The organism is Paenibacillus sp. 19GGS1-52 (genome assembly GCF_022369515.1).
Classification (GTDB): domain Bacteria; phylum Bacillota; class Bacilli; order Paenibacillales; family Paenibacillaceae; genus Paenibacillus_AQ.
In genome coordinates this window covers 1,360,805-1,385,720 of sequence record NZ_CP059724.1, presented here as the reverse complement: position 1 = coordinate 1,385,720, position 24,916 = coordinate 1,360,805, and the positions used below count along the sequence as shown (strand labels likewise).

General features: G+C 47.1%; 20 protein-coding genes. 4 read left to right on the top strand and 16 right to left on the bottom strand.

Going from position 1 to position 24,916, the window contains the following annotated elements:
- Window positions 1–13: 13 nt before the first annotated feature.
- The 3 genes from H1230_RS06440 to H1230_RS06430 are packed head-to-tail and all read right to left on the bottom strand — an operon-like array spanning window position 14 to window position 2,448.
- A complete protein-coding gene (locus tag H1230_RS06440; protein ID WP_239714711.1) occupies window positions 14–949 on the bottom strand; it encodes a metallophosphoesterase in 936 nt (311 codons plus the stop codon).
- Window positions 950–965: 16 nt separating this feature from the next.
- Window positions 966–1,628 carry an ion channel gene (locus H1230_RS06435; RefSeq protein WP_239714710.1) on the bottom strand — a complete coding sequence of 221 codons (663 nt, stop codon included), beginning with the start codon at window positions 1,626–1,628 and terminating at the stop codon, window positions 966–968.
- A gap of 19 nt (window positions 1,629–1,647) precedes the next feature.
- The gene (locus H1230_RS06430; RefSeq protein ID WP_239714709.1) at window positions 1,648–2,448 is read right to left on the bottom strand and encodes a DUF3891 family protein; all 801 of its coding nucleotides are present in this window, start codon (window positions 2,446–2,448) and stop codon (window positions 1,648–1,650) included.
- A gap of 227 nt (window positions 2,449–2,675) precedes the next feature.
- On the opposite strand from H1230_RS06430, the gene H1230_RS06425 reads away from it, so the two are divergent.
- Window positions 2,676–3,401 (top strand): hypothetical protein, encoded by a 726-nt coding sequence (locus H1230_RS06425; RefSeq protein WP_239714708.1) that lies wholly within the window; start codon window positions 2,676–2,678, stop codon window positions 3,399–3,401.
- Between the two features lie 208 nt (window positions 3,402–3,609).
- Here H1230_RS06425 and H1230_RS06420 read toward each other — a convergent pair whose 3' ends face one another.
- The 7 genes from H1230_RS06420 to H1230_RS06390 form a co-directional block, all read right to left on the bottom strand.
- The gene (locus H1230_RS06420; RefSeq protein WP_239714707.1) at window positions 3,610–5,838 is read right to left on the bottom strand and encodes an AraC family transcriptional regulator; all 2,229 of its coding nucleotides are present in this window, start codon (window positions 5,836–5,838) and stop codon (window positions 3,610–3,612) included.
- A gap of 139 nt (window positions 5,839–5,977) precedes the next feature.
- Window positions 5,978–7,570 carry an extracellular solute-binding protein gene (locus H1230_RS06415; protein ID WP_239714706.1) on the bottom strand — a complete coding sequence of 531 codons (1,593 nt, stop codon included), beginning with the start codon at window positions 7,568–7,570 and terminating at the stop codon, window positions 5,978–5,980.
- A gap of 341 nt (window positions 7,571–7,911) precedes the next feature.
- Window positions 7,912–8,805 carry a carbohydrate ABC transporter permease gene (locus H1230_RS06410; protein ID WP_239714705.1) on the bottom strand — a complete coding sequence of 298 codons (894 nt, stop codon included), beginning with the start codon at window positions 8,803–8,805 and terminating at the stop codon, window positions 7,912–7,914.
- Between the two features lie 12 nt (window positions 8,806–8,817).
- Window positions 8,818–9,741, bottom strand: coding sequence for an ABC transporter permease (locus H1230_RS06405; protein WP_239714704.1), 924 nt, complete (start codon window positions 9,739–9,741; stop codon window positions 8,818–8,820).
- Between the two features lie 557 nt (window positions 9,742–10,298).
- Entirely contained in the window at window positions 10,299–11,063 is a 765-nt protein-coding gene (gene sdhB, locus H1230_RS06400; RefSeq protein WP_239714703.1) for a succinate dehydrogenase iron-sulfur subunit, read from the bottom strand.
- Window positions 11,064–11,125: 62 nt separating this feature from the next.
- On the bottom strand, window positions 11,126–12,868 hold the full coding sequence (gene sdhA, locus H1230_RS06395) for a succinate dehydrogenase flavoprotein subunit (protein WP_239714702.1): 1,743 nt from the start codon (window positions 12,866–12,868) through the stop codon (window positions 11,126–11,128).
- Between the two features lie 80 nt (window positions 12,869–12,948).
- Window positions 12,949–13,623 carry a succinate dehydrogenase cytochrome b558 subunit gene (locus H1230_RS06390; protein WP_239714701.1) on the bottom strand — a complete coding sequence of 225 codons (675 nt, stop codon included), beginning with the start codon at window positions 13,621–13,623 and terminating at the stop codon, window positions 12,949–12,951.
- 468 nt (window positions 13,624–14,091) lie between these two features.
- On the opposite strand from H1230_RS06390, the gene H1230_RS06385 reads away from it, so the two are divergent.
- The gene (locus tag H1230_RS06385) at window positions 14,092–14,991 is read left to right on the top strand and encodes a LysR family transcriptional regulator (RefSeq protein ID WP_239714700.1); all 900 of its coding nucleotides are present in this window, start codon (window positions 14,092–14,094) and stop codon (window positions 14,989–14,991) included.
- Window positions 14,992–15,082: 91 nt separating this feature from the next.
- Here H1230_RS06385 and H1230_RS06380 read toward each other — a convergent pair whose 3' ends face one another.
- Window positions 15,083–15,751, bottom strand: a complete 669-nt coding sequence (locus H1230_RS06380; RefSeq protein ID WP_239714699.1) for a potassium channel family protein — start codon at window positions 15,749–15,751, stop codon at window positions 15,083–15,085.
- A 15-nt stretch (window positions 15,752–15,766) separates the two neighbouring features.
- Window positions 15,767–17,125: a TrkH family potassium uptake protein gene (locus H1230_RS06375; RefSeq protein WP_239714698.1), complete on the bottom strand. Its 1,359-nt coding sequence runs from the start codon at window positions 17,123–17,125 to the stop codon at window positions 15,767–15,769.
- A 260-nt stretch (window positions 17,126–17,385) separates the two neighbouring features.
- Between H1230_RS06375 and H1230_RS06370 the strand changes: the two genes are divergently transcribed.
- The gene (locus tag H1230_RS06370) at window positions 17,386–19,065 is read left to right on the top strand and encodes a CPBP family intramembrane glutamic endopeptidase (protein ID WP_239714697.1); all 1,680 of its coding nucleotides are present in this window, start codon (window positions 17,386–17,388) and stop codon (window positions 19,063–19,065) included.
- A gap of 59 nt (window positions 19,066–19,124) precedes the next feature.
- On the opposite strand, the gene uvrC is transcribed toward H1230_RS06370, so the two are convergent.
- Window positions 19,125–21,089 (bottom strand): excinuclease ABC subunit UvrC, encoded by a 1,965-nt coding sequence (gene uvrC / locus H1230_RS06365; protein WP_239714696.1) that lies wholly within the window; start codon window positions 21,087–21,089, stop codon window positions 19,125–19,127.
- 233 nt (window positions 21,090–21,322) lie between these two features.
- Window positions 21,323–21,640, bottom strand: a complete 318-nt coding sequence (trxA, locus tag H1230_RS06360) for a thioredoxin (RefSeq protein WP_239714695.1) — start codon at window positions 21,638–21,640, stop codon at window positions 21,323–21,325.
- Window positions 21,641–21,971: 331 nt separating this feature from the next.
- Here trxA and H1230_RS06355 point away from each other — a divergent pair, with 331 nt between their 5' ends.
- Window positions 21,972–22,130: a YqzM family protein gene (locus H1230_RS06355; RefSeq protein ID WP_239714694.1), complete on the top strand. Its 159-nt coding sequence runs from the start codon at window positions 21,972–21,974 to the stop codon at window positions 22,128–22,130.
- A 112-nt stretch (window positions 22,131–22,242) separates the two neighbouring features.
- On the opposite strand, the gene dnaI is transcribed toward H1230_RS06355, so the two are convergent.
- Both dnaI and H1230_RS06345 read right to left on the bottom strand, forming a co-directional pair.
- On the bottom strand, window positions 22,243–23,199 hold the full coding sequence (dnaI, locus tag H1230_RS06350; RefSeq protein WP_154122032.1) for a primosomal protein DnaI: 957 nt from the start codon (window positions 23,197–23,199) through the stop codon (window positions 22,243–22,245).
- A gap of 18 nt (window positions 23,200–23,217) precedes the next feature.
- The gene (locus H1230_RS06345) at window positions 23,218–24,756 is read right to left on the bottom strand and encodes a replication initiation and membrane attachment family protein (RefSeq protein ID WP_239714693.1); all 1,539 of its coding nucleotides are present in this window, start codon (window positions 24,754–24,756) and stop codon (window positions 23,218–23,220) included.
- Window positions 24,757–24,916: the final 160 nt, after the last annotated feature.

Here is a 24,916-nt window from a genome sequence, read left to right as displayed (position 1 = left end):
ACCATTCTTCATGTTATGCCCGCCGCAAGGTAATAACCGTCAATTCCGGTCTACATAGCAAGCGAAAGGGCAAATAAGTCTCACCAAAACCTCTATTAACATAAACAGGCATCGCCTTATGCTCCGTATAATACAGTCCTGCTATGTATTTTAGTGCTCCGTTTGGAGTGTACATTGGACCGGCAATGGGCAGGCGAATTTGTCCGCCATGACTGTGTCCTGATAACTGCAGATGAAATGGATAAGCCTCCGCTGTATCGGCATAATCCGGCTCATGCATCAGCAGCAGTGTGAACGTTCCCGCTGGAACACCAGACAGTGCAGCCTCAGGGTCCGGCATGCCTTTTAGCAGATCATCCAATCCGGTAACCGCCATAACTTCTCCGCCCCGCTTAAGCACATATGATTCGTTCCTTAGTACCTTAAAACCCGCTGACTGCAGCATTTCGGTGACACTTGCGGTATTCTTGTAGTCATGGTTGCCCAGAATTGCAAATTTCCCTAAAGGAGCAGTTAATTCTGCAAGAATTGACACCGAATCCACAAGATCCTCAGGGTTACTGTCTACAATATCACCGGTGAAGCAAATCAGATCCGGCTCAGCCTCTTTGATATGAGCAACCAGCTTAGCCAAATCATGGACACCTTTGTTGAAACCAAGATGAGTGTCACTGAAATGAACCACTTTGATTCCAGCAAATGCAGTGGGAAGACCGCGCAGTGGCAATTCCATCCTTGTGACATCAAGCCAGCGTGGTTCTCCCTGCCAGGCATATCCACTTGTGAACAAGCCGGCGCCAATTACGGTAGCCGCTCCTCGGGCCAGAAACTGACGACGCGAGATCTTCCGTTTGTCACCGTTTCCTGGAGTACGGGAAGGATATGGGCTGCCCCCCGTAGCTAAATCAGGATCATTATTGGGAGAAGCCCCAGGCTTTCTTTTATTCATAGGGATTTCTCCTTTCTTATTTCAACTCCGTATCGAGTTTAACCTCGATTTCTGCCTCTACCGCTTCTTCCGAGTGTGGTCCCAGAATTTTACGGAACAAGCCCAGCATGGACAGCGCATAGGCAACGGTAATAAAACTAAAGCTAATCTGCATAATCACTACGAGCCGCGAAGTATTGTCTATCGGGGCAATATCTCCGTACCCAACCGTTGCAAAGGTAGCTACGCTAAAGTACAGAAATGTGATGAGTTGGCTAAGCAAATCTTCTCCTAGACCTTTTCCCTGAAACGAGGATTGTCCAAACAGCTTATAGATAGATGTATATACAATAGTAAAAAAAATAATACAGGTGAAGGCAGCCACACTGATACGGACCAGCGTCTGCTGCAGCTTAACTTCCTTACTGTTGGATTCCTTAATTTCATTAAAAATGAAAATAATATAAAACAGGACTGAGACCAGACAGAAGATTAAGATCAGACCACGCATGCCTCTGCTACCTGTCAAGAGAGTACCCAAATCAATCCAGTTCAGCAAATCCTCCACCGAAAAAAGCACATAGATCAGTATCGGAGCCAGCAACATTCCTTTGCCCAGCCACTTATACTTCATCCGATAGGATAAAAATACCAGCAGTATCACTACTGAAACATTCAGGGTCCACATCCACCAAGCCATGGCCTCCACATCCCTGTCCTTATTCTATGCTTCCTCCACGACGATCTGACACCAAAATTCTGCATTCATCTTCAGGCGTTTCGCTGTATGCGCGAGCAAGACCTTTTGCTGCAACTGCTGATTTAAGCACCTTGCGCAACATGAACGATACCTCGAAGGTCTCAGTGAATGGGAAAGGGTCCAGCATCAATGTTGTTGAGTCCTTCCATTCGGCTGTAATCCGTCGACCGGATGTAAAGCTGAAATCCTCAGTACCGGAGAAGCCATCTACCCACCATGGATGCTCCTCAGATTTCGGACTCCCCGGCTCATTTAATGCCATGTATAGCGACAGGTCATCACTAAATTGCAGAAGCCGAGCATCATAATACAGCTCGTCTTCACCTAGCGGGCTTGATTGTTCGAGTTCACGGCGGATACGGGCCCTACGCTCTTCTTCCTGCTCCTGATATACCGTTAACTCGGGGCAATCCTCACCCGAGGTTTCAATTAGACGCTCGAAATGCAGACTGCATAACAATGCTCCATACGGCGTATCCGCTTCTATCTCATCTAGCCCCCGACTATAGAAAGTCAGCTTCGGCACAACCGGAAAATCGATAAAACTGTAAGGCGCCTGCTCCGCATCGTTCCAGAAGGGAGTAGCATCCAGATCGATCCAGCCGCGGTCATGATTGCTTACCGCCCGCAATACCTCATCCCTGCGGCCTTCTGCCGGCACATGCTCTGCCTTAAACTTCACGGCAAGCTTTCCAGACAGCAGCCCATGATCATGCTGCTTCACCATTACGAACGCTTTCGTCTGCTCCCGACAAATCACTGTAATTCCTCCCTAAATGTTCCTCTACCCGAATCTTACAATAACTATGGAGATTATATCATATTTGGGTCTTGTAATTCTTCTGTGGAGGCTGAGTAACTCATAGTGCTAATAGTTACCCTTTTTCCAATATAGTGACCCGTCTTACCTCCCCATTATTCCGGATACTGATGCTCTATCTCTGGGATTAAATGCTAACTCAAGCGTTATCCCTGGAAGTTCCAGCCTTGTATAAATACACCTTTTACACTAGTTCAGGTACCCTTGTAACAGATCAAATTGATTATACACAGCCCAAACCCGATGCTTCAGCTGGTATTTCTTATAACATGAGTTTGACAAAAACTAGCAATAGCTTATACAATGCAGGTTATATGAAATTCAGCTTCCAACCTAACGTAAGTACTCTTACTGTGGCAGACACCTATTCATTATATGCACATGCCGAATCCACCTTATCGGTTACACCTTCTGTTTCCTTTCCTGGAGGAGGCAGTGTAAGGGTTACTCCAGCGGATAAATTCAAGTATTCAATGGTAGGAGAAAAAATGATGAAAAATAAAAAAATGCTTATCTTATTTTTACTTCTAGTTGCTTTATTGTTAACAGCAAATTTGGTTCAACTCAGTAATACTGTAAGCAATAATAGAGTTGTTCATAGACTGGACAGTAATTTACTATCTGAATTAGACAGTTTAAGATTAGAATTAGCACATAATCCGACACCAAGCATTCTTGCAGTAGAACAGGCTAGCAAAATCGCTGCCCTTTCAACTTTCTCCACTCTGGAATTTGATTACGGTTATACTCTTGAAACACGGGTACACGAAAAATTCGTTCATAATGAAAACTTTAAAGATATGGATCAAATTGAAAAGATAATCAGCGCTTTAGAAAAAGATCCCGCAAATAAACAACTGCAACATCAACTGGATTTATTATTAGTAAAGTAAATACTGAAAGAAGCCTTGGAGGAATTAACTCCAAGGCTTCTTTCAGTATATTTAGAAATTGTCATAAGAGCTCCAATTAAACGCCCAGCCACCGTTTGAACATCTGATGCATCGTGGTCTGCTTGTAATTTCAGCGATTGATATAGTAAGTGGTGGAATCCCCTTCGGACAGGCGCGCAGCCAGACAGATCATTATAAAGCTTAAAAACTACATTAAATTCTTCCTGTAGTCATTTGGGGTTAGGCCGTAATATTTTTTGAACATGCGGTAGAAATACGACGTGTTCGTAAAGCCGGTCTTCTCGGCAATTTCGGAGACCGGCTCATGAGTCCGGTTCAGCAGCTCCGCCGATTTCTCCACACGGGTTCGGTTAATCACGTCCACCAGTGTCTCCAGCGTCATCTGCTTATAGATACGCCCGAGATGACTTGGAGTCAAGTCTAGTTCATAAGCGATGGCGTTCAGGGACAGGTTAGGATCGCAATACTTTTCATCTACAATAGCATTGATTCTACGGATTAGATCTTCCTGCTTCGTACTCCGTTTCTCCAGAACCAACCCTTGCAAATATTCAATGGCCGTCTGAAAGGCAACGTTCACTTCCTCCATTGTTTCTAACTCCTCAACAGCTGAGGTAACAAGAACAGGAACGGAATCAGCGTCGATCAATCTGTTCTTGTGGAAGGTGTACAACACGTTGTTCAGCGTGAGGGTAAGACGTGCTATGGCAGACTGCACAGCCCCGATTGGATAAGCTTTCGTTCCTTCCATAATTGCCTTCACACAGACTACAGCCTCCTCTGTCTTCCCTGCCATCAAAGCATCAACCATCCGCTTCTCCTTATCAACCGGGAACACATAAGCCTTGGAATCTGGCCTAACGACTTCCTGAGCTTTGATGACAGCCCCTAATCCATGAAAGAAACGATGACCAGAAGCAGAAATCACTTGATTATAAAGAGCCTTCAGGTGCAGCACCTGCTGTTCCAGTGCTGAATAAGTCATCGAGATTTCAATATGCAAATGCTCTCTAATCGCTTGTTGAATCTGCCGCAGCAGCAGCATGAGGGCCGTTTCATCCTCCATATCGAGCGTATCCGAATCTCCGAAAAGCAACAGAATAGTATCCTCCTCCATTTCTATCGTCTCTACACTGTAGAACTTCATCCCGAGCTCAGAGGCTATATTCATCATGGCATATCGGTAAGCCTTCAGATCAGCCCCCCTGAGGCTGGAGAATTGCTGGAACTGATCAATTCTGAGCAACACCAGTCGGTACGGCTTCTGAAATTCAAAGCTGATATTCATATGGCTGAGCTTGGCCCGCAGAGATTTTAGGTTTATTGGTTCGTTTCCCATAACCAATTCCCGGAGCAGGTGCTGGCGAAGAGTATATACATTATTCCGGTTTGCCGTCTCCAATGTCTGCATGCGGGAAGCGATCAGGCCATACGGCACATACAGCTTCCGGGAGAGCAGCCAGGAAACAAGAATACCCGCTGCCAGAATAGCCAGCGTAATCAGAATCGTTGTTGTACGAATCCCTCTGATATTCCGCGTGACCAGTTCATAGGGGGTCACCCGGACATATCGCCAATCCAGTGCATCCGGTTTGGTGTAGGAGACCAGATACTTTCGGCCGTCAATGCGGCTTAAAGAATACCCTTCCACTCCGTTGTCCGTAATGCTTCGAAGTATTTTTTCACCTTCAGCAGTAAAGGGAACCGGGGAGAGATCATCGCCAGAAAGCAGCTCCCCACGATTATCTATGATGAACGAGCGGCCCTGTCCCTGATTTCCATCAGCCATCTCCTTGTTGATCCAGGAAACGGAGATATTAACAATGATAGCGGAATTCAAGGTTTCTCTCCTGCCAATACCATCGTAGCAAAGATAGGTATAAACACTTTTGGTTCCGCTTTCATCATTGCTTTTATATGTTCGCGGGATTGGAGTAAACGGTGTATATTCCCGATAATGTTCAAGCAAATCCAGAATCCCTTTATCACTCAACTCCTGCTTGGTCAGCAGGCCATTCTGCCCGCTATCCGCAGCGATATATACATATTTGGAGTCTGGATTATACACATAGATGGATTCGATATAAGGCATAGAGCTCAAATAATTCGTCAGCTCATTCATGGCTGCGATACTATCGTAGATGCTCGGCTCTGGATAAAACATCAGCTTGGTTATATTCATGTTGCGATACAGCTGAAAGGTAAGCGACTGCGCACTGTCGGTCATATGGATAACCTCGCGACTGGTTTGGGTTAGATCTCTGAGATCGGACTTATAATCCTGCTGTAGCGCAATTCGGTCAAAATAAATAAAAAGAATGGTTGAGGAGATCGTTATTGTCAGCACCGTACATAATACAATTCCAAGCAGCAGCTTTGCGTAAACTCCCCATTTTTTCTCATCATTTAGACGCAAGGCTTGTTCCCTCCTGATAGCTTCGTATTATTCGATAATAATACATACCAACACATGCAACAAGAACAATTGCCGGACCTTCCACTTCCAGAAAGTCCGGCATAACTTAATAATGATTATGTGCTGTAATCAGCGATATTTATTGAATGCCATTCTCCGCAATATAAGCCTCCCATTGCTGCTTGTAAGCAGCTTGAACCTTCTCCAGGCCCGCTTGTTTGGCTTTAGCCATCGCCGTTGCAATACCTTCATCAACATTGTCGATCAACCCTGCGTACAAGGGATAGAAATACTGCTTCTCCACCTGCTCCAGTGCGGCTCGTTCAGACTGATACGTAGAATAATCCTCGGCAAAGCCGGTGAAAATATCCGGTTTGGCCACTTTGTCCAGCTCGGCAAAAATAGCTTTCACCCCGTCAAAGTTCTTATCAAACAGCATATATTCGGGATTCCGCCAAGCCCAGCCGTTCATCCCCTCCCGTGCAAAGCCGTTGGAGGTGCTGTCACCGATCATTTTATAATATCCATCCTGCACTTCATAGTTCTTGCCTTCAATGCCGTATTGCGTCAATTGATTGTAGCTTTTATCCGTCACAAGTTTCTCATAGAAAGCAAGCGCACGCTCAGGATTCTTGCTGCTTCTTGGAATTGCAAAGCCGTTATGAATCGGATGCACCGGGGTAGCAAATCCACGTGTTTCCGCAAAAGACGTATATCCAAGCTTCCACTCTGGATGAGTGGACTGCATCTTGAGCTGTGAATCATTGTACCGTGTCGGATTATCTCCCAGTATGGAAGCGACCTTGCCGCTTACAAGCGGAGCCTGCATCGTATCCTTGACGTTCAGCACATTTTTCGCAAAAAATCCTTTATCAGCCCAACGCTTCAGTGTCTTCAGGTCCGCCTTCTGTTCATCCGAACCCCAGTAGGAATACACTTCACCAGGTTTGCTGTATTTAATACCAATTCCGTAAGGCAGTGGGCCACCTATCGTATCGTCACTGATCTCCCGGAATACATCCATGAGATTCGTCTTCACATCGGAATTCGCAGATAAAGGCTGCATCTCAGGCTCATTTGCCTTAATTCCATCGAGATACTGCTCAAAAGTAGCAATGTCTGTTGGAACCGGTAAATTATATTTCTCGCGCAGATCATCACGGTATACAAAACCGTTGTTTACGTACTCCTTATAGGTAGCTGGAACTGTGTAGATTTTATCATTGATTTTGACCGCTTCCCACATGTCTGCAGGTACGAACTTCTGCAATGCAGGAGCTGCCGTCGGAAGAAGATCATCCAGTGCCAAGAAAGCACCACTCTTCGCGTAAGCCTGATACTGGGTCCAGTCTGCAGTAAAGATCAGGTCGATCGGCTGCCCTGAAGAGAGCAGGAGCTTATATTTCTGATCCCAGTCCGTCCAGCTCGTATAGTTAAATTTCACGGTAGCATTTAGATCTTTCTCGGCTAACTTATTGATTTCTGCTTGGATAATGGATAAGTCCTTTGGCGCGTCCCCCAGCATGTAGAACTGCAATTCAACCTTCTTCGAGGTATCAATTCCGGTTGCAGGTGCAGCAGTAGCCTCGGTAGTCGGTGTGTTACTGGCCTTACCTGCATTGCCGGCATCTGCCGTCTTGTTGTTATTGTTAGAACCGGAACACCCCGCCATTGCTGAAATCATCATACAGCCCGCTAACATTGCTCCAAACATTTTCCCTTTCTTTCTCATCTGAATCCTCCCTTATCTTCTAAATGTATATGTTATATTGATTGAACTAAAGATTCTAACGAAAGATTATTGGGTGATAGTGTAGCTACGGGGATATTTGGACTTCCGGCCGCTGTTGTCCCCAGATTTCTTTAATTTTACCGCCTTTTGCGGATGAAATCCGGGGACAGCCTGTGCTTCCGATGCGAGCTTTCCTACGGAAAGCTTTCGGGCGGTCACTATCGCTCCTCCAGTTCCAAATTCCCCACCGTTACTATCTCACCTTCATAGACTTTGCTCTTTTCTTTAGTTCATCATATATAGCCAAAGAAATACAATAACTTCCGGTCCTGCCTTCGGTCTTAACCTTTTACTGCGCCGATCGTCAGGCCTTTGACAAAATAACGCTGCACAAAGGGGTACAGGAACAGAATCGGTCCTGTCACAATAATAGCCATCGCCATCTTGGTCGATTCGGTTGGGAGATCGGTTCCAAGCGACACCCCAGTTCCGGCGCCCATCTGTGAGATGAACTCGATGCTGTTAATAATGTTGTAGAGATAGAATTGCAGCTGGTACATACTCTGGTCGTTGATGAATAATGAAGATAGAAACCAGTCGTTCCAGTAAGCAAGAGCTAGAAACAACCCCACCGTAGCTATTCCTGGCATAGACAGCTGCAGCACGATCCGGTAATAGATTTTGAAATCGTTGGCTCCATCGATCTTGGCCGATTCGAAGATTTCCTCCGGCACGGCGGAACGGATAAAGTTCTTCATCAGAATAATGAGAAAGGGCGTCATCAAGCCGGGAAAAATCAACACCGTATACGTATCCATCAGGTTCAGGTAACGGGTCATCAGGATGTACCAAGGCACCAGCCCCCCGCCGAACAGGGTTGTGAAGTAGATGAAGAAAGAGAAGTAGTTGCGGTATTTGAAATCCTTGCGCTGCAGCACATAACCGGACATGGTTATAAAAAACAGCCCCAGCGCCGTACCAACTACAGTCGTATACGTAGTGACCCAATAAGCCCGCAGCACCGTTTCTGGAAAACGGAATACCATTCTATATCCCTCCAGCGAGAACTGGGACGGAATCAGATGGAAGCCTTCGCGGACGATCACGTCATTGGGTGTAAAGGAAGCGGATACAATTAACAAAAAGGGGAACAGGCAGATCACCGTGGCCATGATCGTAACGGTATAAGCGATCACCTTGAATAACAGTGTGAATTTCTCATCCTTGATCTTCATCAGCGTCGCCTCCTAGAATAGCGCGTAATCATCATTAATTTTGCGGATAATCGTGTTGACCGTCATCACCAGAATGAAGCCAAACAGGGACTGGTAAAGACCGGCCGAGGTCGCAAGCCCAATATCAAAGGTCACCTTGAGTGAGCGGTAGACATACGTATCCAGAATATCCGTAGCATTATATAGGACGCCGTTATTGCCGATTAACTGATAGAACAGATCAAACTGGCCTTTCATAATACTGCCGAGTGCAAAGAGCAGCAGGACCACAAATGTATTTTTGAGCATGGGAATTGTAATGTACCAGACCCGGTGAAAAATATTCGCTCCATCGATTTTGGCCGCTTCATAGTATTCGTCGCTGATTCCCGTTATGGCTGCGAGATAAATGACCATGCTGTACCCTAGATTTTTCCACAGATAAAAAATAATGATCAACGGAATCCATACCCAAGGGGTATTGTACACATCTACAGGATTCATATGGAGCGACTTCAGCATCGTGTTCAGAAAGCCGCTGTCATAATTGAACAGGTTGTACACGACGACACTGAGAATGACAAATGAAATAAAATAGGGGAGAAACATGATGGATTGTGTGAGCTTTTTAAACCATTTCAGCTTGATCTCACTGAGCAGGATTGCGCAGAATATCGCCAGCGTATTTCCGAAAAAAATAAAGGCCGCGTTATATCCCAGTGTGTTCATTGTAAGCTTCGTAAGAATCCCGGAATTCCATAGAAACTTAAAATTCTCCATGCCGACAAATTCACTGTTGAACAGGCTCCTCGTGAAGTCGAAGCGGGTAAAGGCATAATAGATACCAACCATCGGGGCGTACGAATTAATAATGAAGAATACAACTACAGGCAAAAGCATTAAAAACATGATCCGGTTAGCAACAAGCTCACGAATCAATCCTCTACGGGGCGTCATGCGTTACTGTCTCCTCCTTATATTTCTCTATTAGGGTGGGTTCGAAATTAGTGTACGTTCCGAGAATACCTCCCAGATAGAGCAAGATTGAGCCTAGAGTGAACGATTTACGCAATTTCATAGTGAACAAATTCGTGATTGGTGAAGTTATTTGGAAAAAGAGGCAGTTGACTGTAGCTGGATGGGTAGGTAGTCACCTATGAACTACTCCAATAAGTTGCTTCTGCTTAGTCATGCTGCCCTTCATTGCACTTTGTACAATAGATTGTTCTGAGAAATCATCCTTTTTGAAATCTATTGCATTTTGTACATTAAAATCTTCTTAAAAGCTGCTTTTAGGTCAATAATCAAGAATTTGACTGTACGAAATACACTAGAATATCTTTTAGGGCCTCATCAAACATAATCTATTGCACTTTTTGCAATAGAATTAATTTGTTGTTTCCGATAGTGCCTGATGTAAATACAAAAACATAATTAGTAATCGCACAAAAAGAGCTTAGCCAACTAGGTTGGCTAAGCTCTTTTTGTGTAACTATACTCTTCAATCCTAATCCTTAAACGCCCAGCCACCGCTTGAACATATGCTTCGTGGTCTGCTTGTTAATTTCAGCGATAGAGGTAGTCAATGGAATACCCTTCGGACAGGCGCGTACACAGTTCTGCGAATTGCCGCAGCCATCGATACCGCCGTCCTCCATCAGTGCTTCCAGCCGCTCATCAGCATTCATTTCTCCTGTTGGATGCGCATTGAAGAGCCGCACTTGAGAAATCGCTGCCGGTCCGATGAAATTAGTCTTCTCGTTAACATTCGGACAAGCCTCCAGACAGACACCGCAAGTCATACATTTGGATAGTTCATAAGCCCACTGCCGTTTCTTCTCCGGCATCCGTGGTCCCGGTCCCAGATCATACGTGCCGTCGATTGGAATCCAGGCTTTCACTTGTTTGAGCGCATTGAACATCCGACTGCGATCAATGACGAGATCACGTACCACAGGAAAAGTCTTCATTGGCTCAATATGGACAGGCTGTTCCAGATTATCTATAAGTGCTGCACAGGCTTGGCGAGGTTTCCCGTTAATCACCATAGAGCAGGCACCACATACTTCTTCCAGACAGTTGGAATCCCAGCATACCGGTACCGTATGGTCGCCCTTGGCATTCACCGGATTACGCTGGATTTCCATTAAAGCGCTGATCACATTCATTCCCGGACGGTAAGCAAGATCAAATTCCTCCGCATACGACGAGCTTTGCGGATCGTCCTGGCGAGTGATGATAAATTTTACGATTTTGGGAGTTGCAGCTGTTTCCGCCATCTTGATTCCCTCCTCATTAATTGGCAACTCTTCTTCTGATACGCACTCTAACCTAAGTTTCCTCAATCCTTCGAATAATCGCGTATCCGCGGAGGAATCAGTGAGACATCAACGGCCTCGTAAGAAATTTGCGGACCCTCCGCACTCCAGGTAGCTTTAGTAGTCTTGAGAAATTCTGCGTCATTGCGTTCCGGGAACTCCGGCTTGTAATGTGCACCACGGCTTTCGTTCCGCAACAGCGCACCCAGTGTCATCGCCTCGGACAATTCCAGCATGTTCCACAGCTGACGGGTGAAAGCTACGCCCTGGTTGTTCCAGCGCGAAGTATCGTTCATGTTAATGCCGCGGTAGCGTTCCTTAAGCTCTTTGATCTTACCGATGGTTGCCTCAAGCTTGACGTTGTTGCGCACCACGGTCATGTTAGCCGTCATCCACTCGCCCAGCTCCTTGTGGATCACGTAAGCATTCTCCGTTCCGGACATGGACAGCAGGGACTCGTATTTATCAACCTGCTTCTTATGGAAACTGTCGAACACGGTGGAGGAGATATCCTGCACCGATTTCTTCAGACCTTTAATGTATTCTACGGCCTTCGGCCCGGAAATCATGCCACCATAAATGGCCGATACCAAGGAGTTGGCGCCGAGGCGGTTCGCCCCATGATATTGGTATTCACACTCTCCCGCTGCGAAGAGGCCCGGGATGTTCGTCATCTGATTATAGTCCACCCACATGCCACCCATGGAATAATGAACGGCCGGGAAGATTTTCATCGGTATTTTACGGGGATCATCGCCCATAAATTTCTCATAAATCTCAATAATTCCGCCCAGCTTGACGTCAAGCTCCTTCGGGTCCTTATGGGAAAGATCCAGATACACCATGTTCTCGCCGTTAATGCCTAATCCTTGTTCCACACAGACGTTAAAAATCTCACGGGTAGCAATATCGCGCGGCACCAAGTTGCCGTAAGCTGGATATTTCTCTTCAAGGAAATACCATGGTTTACCATCTTTATAGGTCCAGATCCGTCCGCCCTCGCCGCGTGCCGATTCGGACATCAGGCGTAGCTTGTCATCACCAGGAATAGCCGTGGGGTGAATCTGAATGAATTCTCCATTGGCGTAATGCACACCCTGTTGGTAGGCAGCGCTTGCTGCTGTACCTGTGTTGATAACGGAGTTGGTCGTCTTGCCAAAAATAATACCAGGTCCCCCGCTGGCCAGAATAACAGCATCTGCAGGGAACGTCTCGATCTCCATCGTCTTCAGATTCTGGGCGCTTATGCCGCGGCAGGCACCTTCATCATCGATGATTAAGGCCAGGAACTCCCAATTTTCGCTTTTGGTCACGAGACCTTCGGATTCCCAGCGCCGTACCTGCTCGTCAAGCGCATAGAGCAACTGCTGGCCGGTCGTCGCCCCGGCAAATGCCGTACGGTGCCGTTTCGTTCCACCGAACCGGCGGAAGTCGAGCAGCCCTTCCGGCGTCCGGTTAAACATAACACCCATCCGGTCCATCAGATGGATGATCCCTGGAGCAGCTTCACACATCGCCTTAACCGGCGGCTGATTGGCCAGAAAGTCACCGCCATAGACGGTGTCATCAAAATGCTCCCAAGGCGAGTCACCCTCGCCTTTGGTATTAACGGCCCCGTTGATGCCGCCCTGCGCACAGACCGAATGTGATCTTTTGACAGGGACTAACGAGAATAAATGAACATGCGCACCGGACTCTGCCGCTTTGATGGTAGCCATCAGACCGGCCAGGCCGCCGCCCACGATAATGATATCGGCTGTTGCCATGATAGTTCACTCCCTAAAAGTTTCGTCAGCATAAGCTGCAACAAGAAGCCTCGTACAAAACTCGCTTCGAAAGCTCACGCTTATATTGCAGTGCTTAAAGACTGTACAATAGATGCTGCGGATGCTGCAGATTGGAATTCACTGTCACGGAAAGTGACCAGCGAAACAAGGAACATTAAAGTAACAAGCACGAAGAGGCCAAGGCACAGAATAGAGGAAGCTTTCTGCGACCGCGGTCCCACGGTAATTCCCCAACTGATCAGGAATGACCAGAGACCATTAGAGAAGTGGAAGGAAGCCGATACTATACCGATGACATAGAACGCCAGCAGCAAGGGCTGGGTAACAATGTCATGCATAACGCCACCTAGCTGTTCATGCTTCACATTGCCAAGCGCCACCTGAAACCGGGTTTCAAATACATGCCAGACAATAAAGATGAAGGTCACAATTCCGGTCACACGCTGCAAGGTATAACGCCAGTTTCGCTCCAGATTATACCGGTTCAGGTTCGGTTTCGATTGATAGGCAATATACAGCCCATAAACCCCATGGTACAACAAGGGCAGCCATATACCGAACAATTCCAGGAAGAAGACAAGCGGCAGGCTATTCAGCCACAGCACACTGTCATTGAAACCGGAAGCGCCACCCTCTACTGCCGAGAAATTCGTCAGCATATGCTCGAGGAAGAATCCCCCAAGCGGGATAACGCCAAGCAAGGAATGAATCTTTCTGGAATAAAATCCTCTCATACTGCGGTGTCCCCTTTCCAATTAAAACAGCGTTTTCATTATTGAGCATACACTGCCGGGGCTACAGTTGAAATAGCTAACTTCAGCTATTTTTAGATGGCTGGGTGTCCATTTTAACCGCTATTCCATGTTTTCCCGGACTTTGCTTTATTATTCACAATATGTGAATATCTTGTGTCACTTTTCATGTTACTCTTTTTTTGCTTATAAGGGAATTGCAATATAATTATTAATCGTTATACAATAAACGCATAAGAATAAATTTCATGTGATAATAATTCTCATTTACCTAGGGTAAAACGTTATTTAATGCTCCGTTTCCTTTAGGTATCAAGAAAAACCATCAGGCTTAGCTATGATCTCCATCACGTATTTAATGTTCAAAATACAGCCGAATACTATTACCCATCCATCTGTGTAATTAAGCGTCTGCTTTAAAAGTAGTTCTATACGAAGGAGGAACCTGATATGTTTGACGATTTGGATATTTTTGCAGCGGTTGTGGAGCATTCCAGTCTCAATCGGGCATCTCGCCAGCTCAACCTGTCCCAGCCCGCCCTATCCCGCAAAATCTCCAAGCTGGAAGAACGGCTAGGCGTTGCTCTGTTCACCCGTCACGGCAAACGCCTGGAGCTAACCGAAGTCGGACGACTCACCTATACTTATGCGCTGGAACAACGGCAGCAGCGCTCCAAGTTTCTGGAGGCGCTTTCCATCTTTAAGGAGGGCGAACCGCTCCTTGTAACACTTGGAGCCAGTCTTACTACCCTGCAGACTACCCTGCCGCCACTTGTGAACGCCTACATGGAGAAATTCCCTTTAGCTGAGTTGAAGCTGATCACCGGCAGAACGCACGAGATCGTCTCTTCGGTCAGTGAAGGGAAGTCAGATGTCGGAATTATCGCTTCCTCCATACAGGAGCCAGGTCTGCGCTGCATTCCGCTGTTCGAGGACCAATTGCGGCTGGTTGTCTCCGAGCATCACCCTTTGACACAGTTCCCAAAGCTGACTATGGAGCATCTCTCGCACCTGCCGATGATTCTCTTCTCCAAAGGCACCTGGTACCGCCGTCTGACCGATGACCTGTTCCAGCGCTGCAACATTGATCCCGATGTGCGCCTCGAAATCGATTCCTTCGAAGCTATCGTCCGGCTGCTGCCAACGATCAAAGCCGCAGCGCTGCTGCCAAAGTCTTATCTGCGCCCGGAGCTGCTGAACGGTGGCGGGCTTGTCTCCTTGCATATTAAGGAGCTGGAGCAGACTCAGCGAACCACCTGCCTCATCTTCCGCGACGATGGTGGGCTGAGTACGGCAGCCCGCAGTCTCGTTCAGGTCACGGAAGAGGTATTTCTGCCGGATCGGGAGTAAGTCTGTGACACGCTCCATTCCAAAATAAAAAAACTCGCGTCCTTCATCATCGAAGAACGCGAGGTTATTTTGCCATAACCAGAACTAAACACTAATCCAGATTCACGGCCTCATCCTCAAAGCGTGCAATGCTCTCATTAGAGCCGATGACTACCATAATATCGCCATTATGCAAATAATCAAGTGCTGTCGGAGCGACAATCATTCCACTATCCCTATTGAGGGCAATAATGCTGCAGCCGTATTTGGCACGTGTATTGAGCTCTGACAGGCTTTTGCCATCCATACAGGCGGGCACGGTCAGCTCAACAATTTTGAAGTCCTTGGAGATTTCAATATAATCCAGTAGATGGGGTCTGACCAGCTGATGCGCCACACGAACCCCCATATCTCTTTCTGGAAAAATAACCCGATCCACACCCAGCTTGGACAATGCCCGCCCATGAAGTATCGTAATCGCCTTGGCGACTACTTTCTTTACGCCCAGCTCTTTGAGTGTAATGGCTGCCAGAATACTGCGCTCCATATTGTCGCCGATGGCTACAATTCCACAGTCAAAGTTCCGCACACCTAGCGAGCGCATCGTTTCCTCATCTGTAGCATCCGCCATTACTGAATGTGTCAGATGATTGCTCATTTCCTCCACCCGATCCTCCTGGTGGTCAATGCCCAGCACCTCGTAGCCCATTTCCATCAGCTCAAGCGCGAGACTAGAACCGAAACGGCCCAGCCCAATGACTACAAATTGCTGTGCTTTCATTTTCCGGTTAACTCCTTATCCAATAATGATTTTACCTTCAGGGTATTTATACAATGGTTTACCCTGTTTTGGCCCCAGTGCATACGCCAATGTCAACAAGCCCAGACGTCCGGCGAACATCGTCAGACAGATCAGAATTTTACCGATGAGCGACAGCTCAGGAGTGAGTCCCATACTAAGTCCCACCGTTGCAAAGGCTGAAGTCGTCTCAAATAAAATCATGAGAAAATTGCGGTCCTCTGTGGTGGAGAGCACCATCGATACAGAGACGATCAGCAGCAGGGCAAGCAGCGTTACGGTCAACGCCTTAAAGATACGCTCCTGCGCCAGCCGATAACGGAACAATACAATATCATCACGTCCGCGCAGCATGGCAATAACAGCACCGATCATTATGGTAAAGGTAGTTGTTTTGATCCCGCCGCCGGTAGAGCCTGGTGAAGCACCAATAAACATTAGAATAACTATAAAAAACTGTGAAGCCTGACGCAGGCCGGCAATGTCCACCGTATTGGCCCCTGCGGTACGGGGAGTGACCGACTGGAAGAAGGACGCTAATATTTTGCTGCCAAAATTTAATGGACCCAGCGTTTGCGGATTTGTGAATTCGAATATAAATATAACCAGTGTACCAATCAGGATAAGGGCTGCAGTCATAGACAATACAACCTTACTATGCAGGGAGAGTCTGCGCTTCTGGCGATACTCTACGAGATCTACCATAACGATAAATCCAATCCCCCCCGAAATGATCAGGAACATTACAACAATATTCACGAGCGGGTCTGAGACATATCCGGTCAAACTGCGATAATCACCAAAGATATCAAAACCGGCATTATTGAACATGGACACCGCGTGGAACATCCCGAAAAAAATAGCTCTGCCGAGCGGCATATCAAAGGCCCAGCGGAACGACAGCAATGCTGCAGCAGTTCCCTCAATGACCAATGAATAAATCAGCATCCGCCGAATTAGCCTTACGATCCCTTCCATTGTGTTCTGATTCATGGCTTCCTGTAGAATAAGTCTGTCCCGCAGTGAAATTTTGCGTTTCAACACCAAGGCAAATAAAGTCGCCATCGTCATAAAACCTAACCCGCCAATTTGAATGAGCACCATAATGACAATTTTACCGAAGATCGTAAATGACGTCCCCGTGTCCATCACCACTAAACCTGTCACACAGGTGGCCGAGGTCGAGGTAAACAGCGCATCAATGAAGGGTATGGATTGACCCGATGTACTGGAAATGGGCAGCATTAATAGTAAGGCACCGATCAGAATAATAGAAGCAAAACCGAGTACTAGAATCTGGGGTGGGGAGAGCTTAAGAAACCTGAATTCAGAAATCTTGGGAAACTGTGAAGCCAAACTTCTCACCCTCTCACTTTAATCATTTTTCCAAGTAGGCAATTGCATACAAATTATAAACGTTATTACCTGACTTCACAAAGACATTATTTAAGATTATTTGTTTATAAGAATGTATTATAGAGAGAATGCACAAAAAAAGCATAAGAACAGCCTGTTCCACGTAAAAGGATAATACAACAATTTTTGTAACTGCCAAGGCACTAGTATTATAATGGAGCATAACATTGCCAGTTCAGATCATTTCAAGGAGGCGTTTCATGAATTCCGTCGGCCAGCCCTTACAGCAGCGTGCTCTCTCCAGAGGGCTTCTGCTCTTTGGCATCATCGGTCTCATTCTATTTATTATGTTCCAGGTATATCCATCTTTGCTGGCCAGCTCTGCAGAGGAAGATACCACGGTAATCAGCAAGGCTGAGGCCCGTGAGAAGGCAGTGACGTTCGCAACACAAAAACTCGGCTACACAGAGTCAGCTGATGAGAATTGGCAGGTTGTCTATAAGACAGACTCCTCCTTCTATGGCTATATGTCCCGAAAAAAACTCCTGGATGACTACACGAAGAACAAACTGGATCAGCGTTATCCATTTGACGTCTATCAGGCAGCGCTTTATTCTTCAGAAGCGAAGGACAGCAGCCTGTCCGTAGACCTCAATATGTATACAGGTGAGATAGTGGCCTTCGCACGTGGAGCCGAAACAGACTCCGGACAGGCAGCCGGAAGTGCCACAACAGCTGTTAAAGCCAGCAGCGACACTTCACTGACTCTGGAGCAGAAGGAGAAGCTCGCTTTACCGTGGCTAGAGGAGTGGGGAGTCAATCCTGCCCAACTGCAGATTGAACCCAACGCAGAAGACTACGGACTGGTCTATATGGACAAATCAGTAAAGGTAGGGGAAGCACTGCTGCATTATGATTTCATGTTTTCCGAAGGGGACGTTTCATCCTTAAAGGCAGGGTTCTCTGCCCCCAGCTGGCACATCTCTTATGTGGAAGACCAGACTTCTCTAGCCACCAAGCTTACTCTGTACGGTTATGGCATACCTACGCTGGCGCTCGGTATTCTAGCCCTCATCTATAGCATCTTGAGAAGAGGGAAGACCTCCTTCACCCGCGGCATATTCTTAAGCTCGGCCCACTTTGTGATCATGATGGTCAGCACCTATAATATGCTGCCCGAAACCACCGGAAATAGCGTTGAAGCGCGGATCACCGCTGTCGTCATGTTTATCATTTACGCTCTATACAGTCTGCTGATGTCTTCTCTGCTCTACTTCTCCTTGGTTGGCGGCAATGGGCTGTGGCGTCAAGAGGAAGGTCTGAATCCATGGCCCCGCGCCAAAGAACCCGGTTACGCCAAATATGTGCTGGACAGCATCCGGGTTGGCTATGTCTGGGCGTTCATACTGCTTGGAGTACAGACGATTATGTTCATCATTTTATCGTACACACTGAATAACTGGTCTACCACAGATGCCAGCCAGTCTCCTTACAATATGAGATATGCTTGGCTGCTGCCGATCGTGGCTTGGCTTGCCGGTCTGTCCGAGGAGGCCATCTACCGTTTGTTCGGCATTCGAATGCTCAAGAAAATCGTACGCAACACCTTCGCCGCCTCCTTGATTACCACACTCATCTGGGCGTTCGGCCATACGTTATACCCGATTTACCCTGTCAGCTCCCGCCCCATCGAGCTAACCGTAATTGGGTTGTTATTCAGTTATATTTTTCTTCGCTACGGCTTTATAGCTGTTATGTTCAGCCATGTCGTGTTTGACAGCATCCTGATGGGCGCTACGCTGATCTTCATGAAAGAGAGTGTTAATATCGGTGCCGGGATCTTCGCGATTGTCATGCCATTCCTAGTCGGCTACATCGTGTACCTGTTTAACCGTTCGCAGAAGCCGCCGCAGACAGATCCATCAAATCCCTTAGTTTAAACTGTCAAAGAAAGGCTAACCCGCACGATCGGGTTAGCCTTTTACTATGAGAATAACAACTATAAAGAGATCTCCTCATCCTTCAGTGCCTCAAGGATTTGTCCGGCGAGCTTGTCGCCAATGGATAATGGACGGAAATCCTCGATCGATGCCTCCTTTATCTTCTTGAGCGAGCCGAAATGCTTAAGCAGCAGCTTCCGGCGCTTATCGCCGATACCCGGAATGGAGTCCAGCTTCGACGTAACCATTGACTTGCCGCGCTGCTCGCGGTGAAAGGTAATCGCAAATCGATGAACCTCATCCTGGATGCGCTGCAGTAAATAGAATTCCTGGCTATCCCGGGCCAGAACGATTGGCTCCGGCGGATCACCGACTAACAGTTGAGCCGTCTTATGCTTCTCGTCCTTGACGAGGCCGCAGACCGGAATGAACAGACCCAGCTCATTCTCCAGAATATCGATAGCTGAAGAAATTTGCCCCTTACCGCCATCTACCACAATAAGATCAGGCATCGGCAAATTCTCTTTCAGCACCCGTTCGTAACGCCGCCGAATCACCTCACGCATGGTTCCATAATCATCCGGCCCCACTACTGTGCGGACTATATACTTACGGTATTCTTTCCGCACCGGTTTGCCGTCAATGAAGACAACCATCGCCGATACCGGATTGGTGCCCTGAATATTCGAGTTATCGAACGCCTCAATCCGGCTTAAGTTCTTAAGCCCCAAACTCTCGCCCAGGCTGGCAGCGGCCCCAGAGGTACGCTCCTCGTCCCTTTCGATCAGGCGGAACTTCTCATCAAGGGCTACCCGCCCATTCTGACAAGCCATGCCCACCATCTGCTTCTTAAGACCACGTTGGGGTACAAGCACCTTAGTACTCAACCACTCCTGCAGGGCAGCGGCACCACCGAGCGCGTCAACCGTTCCCGCTGCTAAGGCTTCCGCTGACGCTGCTTCCCGTAACGCAGCATCCTCAGCAGATTCCGGTGTTTCTTCCTCGTTTGGCAATTCTACTTTGCCGGCTGCCATAGCCACGCTAATCCCCGATTTTGCCTCCTTATCGGGGGCAGCCTCTTCCCGCCAAGCATCTGGAAGCAAAATTTCCTGCGGCAGCGCTGGATTATCACTGTAATATTGCGTCACATAGGACATAAAGTCACTGTAGGCTTCCCCGTAGAAGGGGAATACGGAGGAATGTCGCTGAATCATTTTCCCTTGTCTCATGTACAGAATCTGTACACACATCCAGCCCTTATCTACAGCATAACCAAATACGTCGCGGTTCTTGGTATCCGGGGTGTTGATGTTCTGTTTCTCCATCAAGGCATCAATATGAATAATCTGATCCCGCAGCTCCTTGGCCCGCTCGAAATATAGTTCCTCAGCCGCTTCATGCATCTTCTTCTGCAAATCTTTCTTAACCGCGTCATGACCTCCACCCAGAAAAGCAGCAATGTTTGACGTAATTTCTTCATATGCAGTCTTCGGCACCTCTTTCTCACAGGGTGCCAGGCACTGGCCCATGTGATAATAAAGGCAGACCTCCTTGGGCATCACACCACATTTGCGCAGCGGGTACATGCGGTCCAGGAGCTTCTTCGTCTGATGAGCGGCATAAGCATTCGGATAGGGGCCAAAGTATTTCGCTTTATCCTTAATCACCCGGCGTGTAACTTCCAGACGCGGGTGAGCTTCATTCGTTATTTTGATATACGGAAATGTCTTGTCGTCTTTCAGTAGAACGTTATAGCGCGGCATATGTTTCTTGATCAGATTGCATTCAAGAATGAGTGCTTCCATATTACTAGCGGTAACAATATATTCAAAGTCTACAATATTAGCGACAAGCCGCTGAGTTTTGCCGTCGTGACTGCCGGTGAAATAAGAACGGACCCGATTCTTGAGCACTTTTGCTTTGCCCACATAAATAATGGTCCCCTCTTCATTCTTCATCAGGTAGCACCCGGGCAAGTCCGGCAACAATGCCAATTTATTGCGGATATTATCCATGTAGTCCATAATTTCTCCCCCAACTAAATCCTCTCCCTGGGGAGGACCCCGGGGCATCACCTCTTGAACGCCTGAACTGGCTTACCAAAAGGAGAGCTGCGGATTGAATTAATTGTAACGGAACAGGTGTTCTAACACAAGCATATAAGTTCAGTATTCAGCACACAAAACGCCTCCGGCATACACCGAAGGCGCTAAGTTGGCAGGGCCTAAGGCCTTGTCAGTAGCATTCACTATAGAAATTATTGATGTTTAGCTACGATATTCTTCAGGGATTCCTTGGAGTTCAATCCTACAACTTTATCAACGGGTTGACCGTCTTTAAAGAAGATTAGGGTTGGAATACTCATCACTCCAAAACGGGAAGCCGTTTCCGGGTTCTCATCCACGTTCAATTTCGCAATCTTCACTCCGTCTCCAAGCTCTGCAGACAATTCTTCGAGAATAGGAGCAAGCATTTTACAAGGTCCGCACCAAGGTGCCCAGAAATCTACTACTACAGTACCTTGACCTTCCACTTCGTTACCGAAGGATTGGTCAGACACGTTAACGATAGCCATGATATTGTTCCTCCTTTAAGTTTTGCGAAGCGACACCCGCTTCTCAAGCCTAATGACTTGGGTCTGGCGAAGCAACTTCGTAATTATAGAGAGATAAATTGTAACCTGTAATATGATAACCAAATTACCAATTACCAACACACTGTTATTATAACATATTTAAAGTACATTTGTGAAATATATTGTGCGATTATATTGTGTCAAAGGCATTTTTTATGAATAACTCTTATCTTTACAACAGTTCAAAGCTTTCGTATACTCAAGGAAAGCGCATTATTTGTCAATGACTTATTTAACAATACAGAAATTCTACCTGCAAGGAGGCGGAACTATGGATGTCAACGCGCAAGCACGGGACCCGCGGGATCATGTCAATGAAGAACCCCGCAACGATTTAGGCGATTTGATGAACGGTTTTTTCGGAATGACGGCTTTTATGACAGTTGTGTTCTTTGGGATGGTCATCGTCAAGTTTATGCTTTCAGATTAAGCATCCTTCCGCTTATCTGTTTCCTGCCTCTTATGAATATACAGAAGCCCGGTCCTTCCTTAGGAAGAGCCCGGGCTTCTGTGTTTGTCATGGCCGAAATGAGGATACCAATTTATCTGTTAGTCCCTCGTTGATTCTCTCCATGCAAAGGAATAACATCAACAAATGGAGCGATCCGGTCCATCAGACGTTGGCCTTTATACATTTCTTCGCCATCCTTGCTCGTAAAGCTAAGATGCTTCTCTAGCCCATCCAGCGGATAATTTGAAGTATAGAAGGTTGGCTTGCGATTCATACGGTAATTTAGGATGGCTCCCAACACATGATCACGGGCCCATGGATTCAAATTCTCAGCACCGATATCGTCGAAAATAAGCAAATCACAGTTCTTCATGGCGTCCACAGTTTCTTTCAGCTTCTGCCCATCCATCATAATCGACTTCAAGTCCTCGATGAAATCCGGCATATACACAATTACTCCGCTATGCCCGGCAACCGCAAGCTCATGAAGCAAATAACACATCAGAAAGGTCTTGCCTGTTCCGAAGGTGCCATATAAATAGAGCCCACGGGAGGTAAGACCATTCTCCTTAGTATTCTCTATATAACGGAACAGCTGATTGACAGCTGGAGCCCGGCGCGGGTCTTTTCCCATAATATCAATCTCATCATAACCCTCATTTAGAACCCGCTCATCTACATAAAAGCTGCGGATGCGTTTGCGGATACTATCCTGATTATCCTTGGCAACCTTAAGGTTGCAAGCCGTCTTGCGTTCATACAGATCTGTTGAACCGTTAACGGTTTCTACAGTAAGCTTGCTGTAATGTCCGGGGAAATCATTCGGACACTTCTCAAGGCCGGGACAATTGGCACAGTGGCGGCTTTCCTCGACATATTGATACAGGCGGCTTAAATGAAGCCGCAGCCGCGATTCGTCCAATTCAGGATGCTCGGCCTGCAACTGCTTCACCAAAGGATTATTCAGCAGATTCTGCTCTAAATCCCGGGAACGCTGGCGCAAAGCCGAATTATTCATCGAGCGCAGCACTTCGCCCATCGACTCCATTCTCACACCTTCTTTTCGTTACGTGGCGTCAGATACGCCCTTTTTTTTGCCTGCCTTAATATCAGCAGCCATCTTCATCATCGCCGCGAATTCTTCATCCGATACGGTTCCAACGCTTCCGTCATCAACGGCAATCGGAATCTCCTGCTTGCCGGAGCGGCCACCATTCTTGGCAGCGTAAGGACGCGGACGGGCCCCTGCCGTACTTGCAGCAGCCCCCTTGCCCTTAACCTTGGACTGATCGCGGATATAATGCACCGCCTTCTCGTACGTATTAATTTGCTTTACCAGCATATTACTGGCAATCGCCTCCACGAAATTGCGATTCATACGCTGATCCCCACCAGAGGCTACCATGGTCATCAAATAATGAATGAGTACATTGATCACTTCTCCGGACAGCTTGTAGTTCAGATCAATTCTTTCGAACATATCCATCAACTGCGTTGGAACAGCCCCTGGAAAAAAAGTCTGCAGCAATCGTGTATAAGGCTCATTACGCAGCATCATATTATATTGATGAATATCACACTTAGTCATAAATTGCGGAGGTACCTCTACGTAATACTCCATCTCGACGGACTGCTCTACCGGAGCTGTCGAATCATCACTCTGTTCATTGCTACTGGGGCGAATGGCTACAACCTTGGCAGCGGCAACTTCCCGCTTCTCCTGACGTTTCATATCCTGACGGAAATGCTGGCTCGCCTTGTACTGCAGCGCATCCAGAATGACCTCGCCTTCTGGCGAGAAGACTCCATCCTCATCCAGCAAGCGGCACAAATCCTGCGGGTTAAGCTCATACTTATGTGCTACATAATTGATGATTCCCATCTGGGCATGATCAAAGCGCAGCTTCTCCACATGGCCCCGATTAGCCGATTCCCGGGGGAAACGCAAAATAATGTCACTATAGCCGATAGCCGGTTCACCCGTTTCACGCATGCCTGGTTGACGAACAGTAGCAACCTCTGCCAACGCCTGCTCCAGCTCGTAGTCAATTACATGGGTATTCAGCTGAAAAATATCATAAAAAGGCAGGGATATATTCTCTTTGCCGATCGATCTGCGGCTCCATTCCTCCGGCTCCCGATTCCAGAACTGTTCCCGCAGTGACAGAACGGCGAATTTGCCGATTTTATCACGCAAGAGCAGCGTCAGATGCTGGGTTGCAAAAAAATCAGCCGGTGACAGTGGTGGCATCAGCTCGTACTCATACATATAGTCATCCGTTTCCGGCACATAGATGCGGCAGGTCTGCAATAGCCCCACTGCCTCCAGCCGAGAGGACTGATCAATTAAATATTTGCGGCCTTTCTCGTTGGGTTCAATCCCAAGCGTCATAAACAGCCTGCGCTGCTGCTCCACTCCAGAGTAGCCAATACTCTCAGCTGGGACATGCTCAAATAACAGCCGATAAAGACTGATGGCGAATGCCCCAACCATTGGCTGATACACAGAGCCCAGCATGCGACCGTCCATCACACTAAGACCGAATTCGCGGGAAACGCAGTACCGATGATGTTCTGTAAAATGATGTAAATGACTCATACGCATCTGCTTGATAACTCCCCCTTTGTCTTGACGAATTCATATAGATTTCTATTCTATCACAAAAAACACAGCCCGAAATGTAAAAAAAGGTCCAAATTCGACTCTTTTCGCAGTAGGATAAGAATTCTTTATGATCATAAAAAAACAGCTCACGCAGTTACGG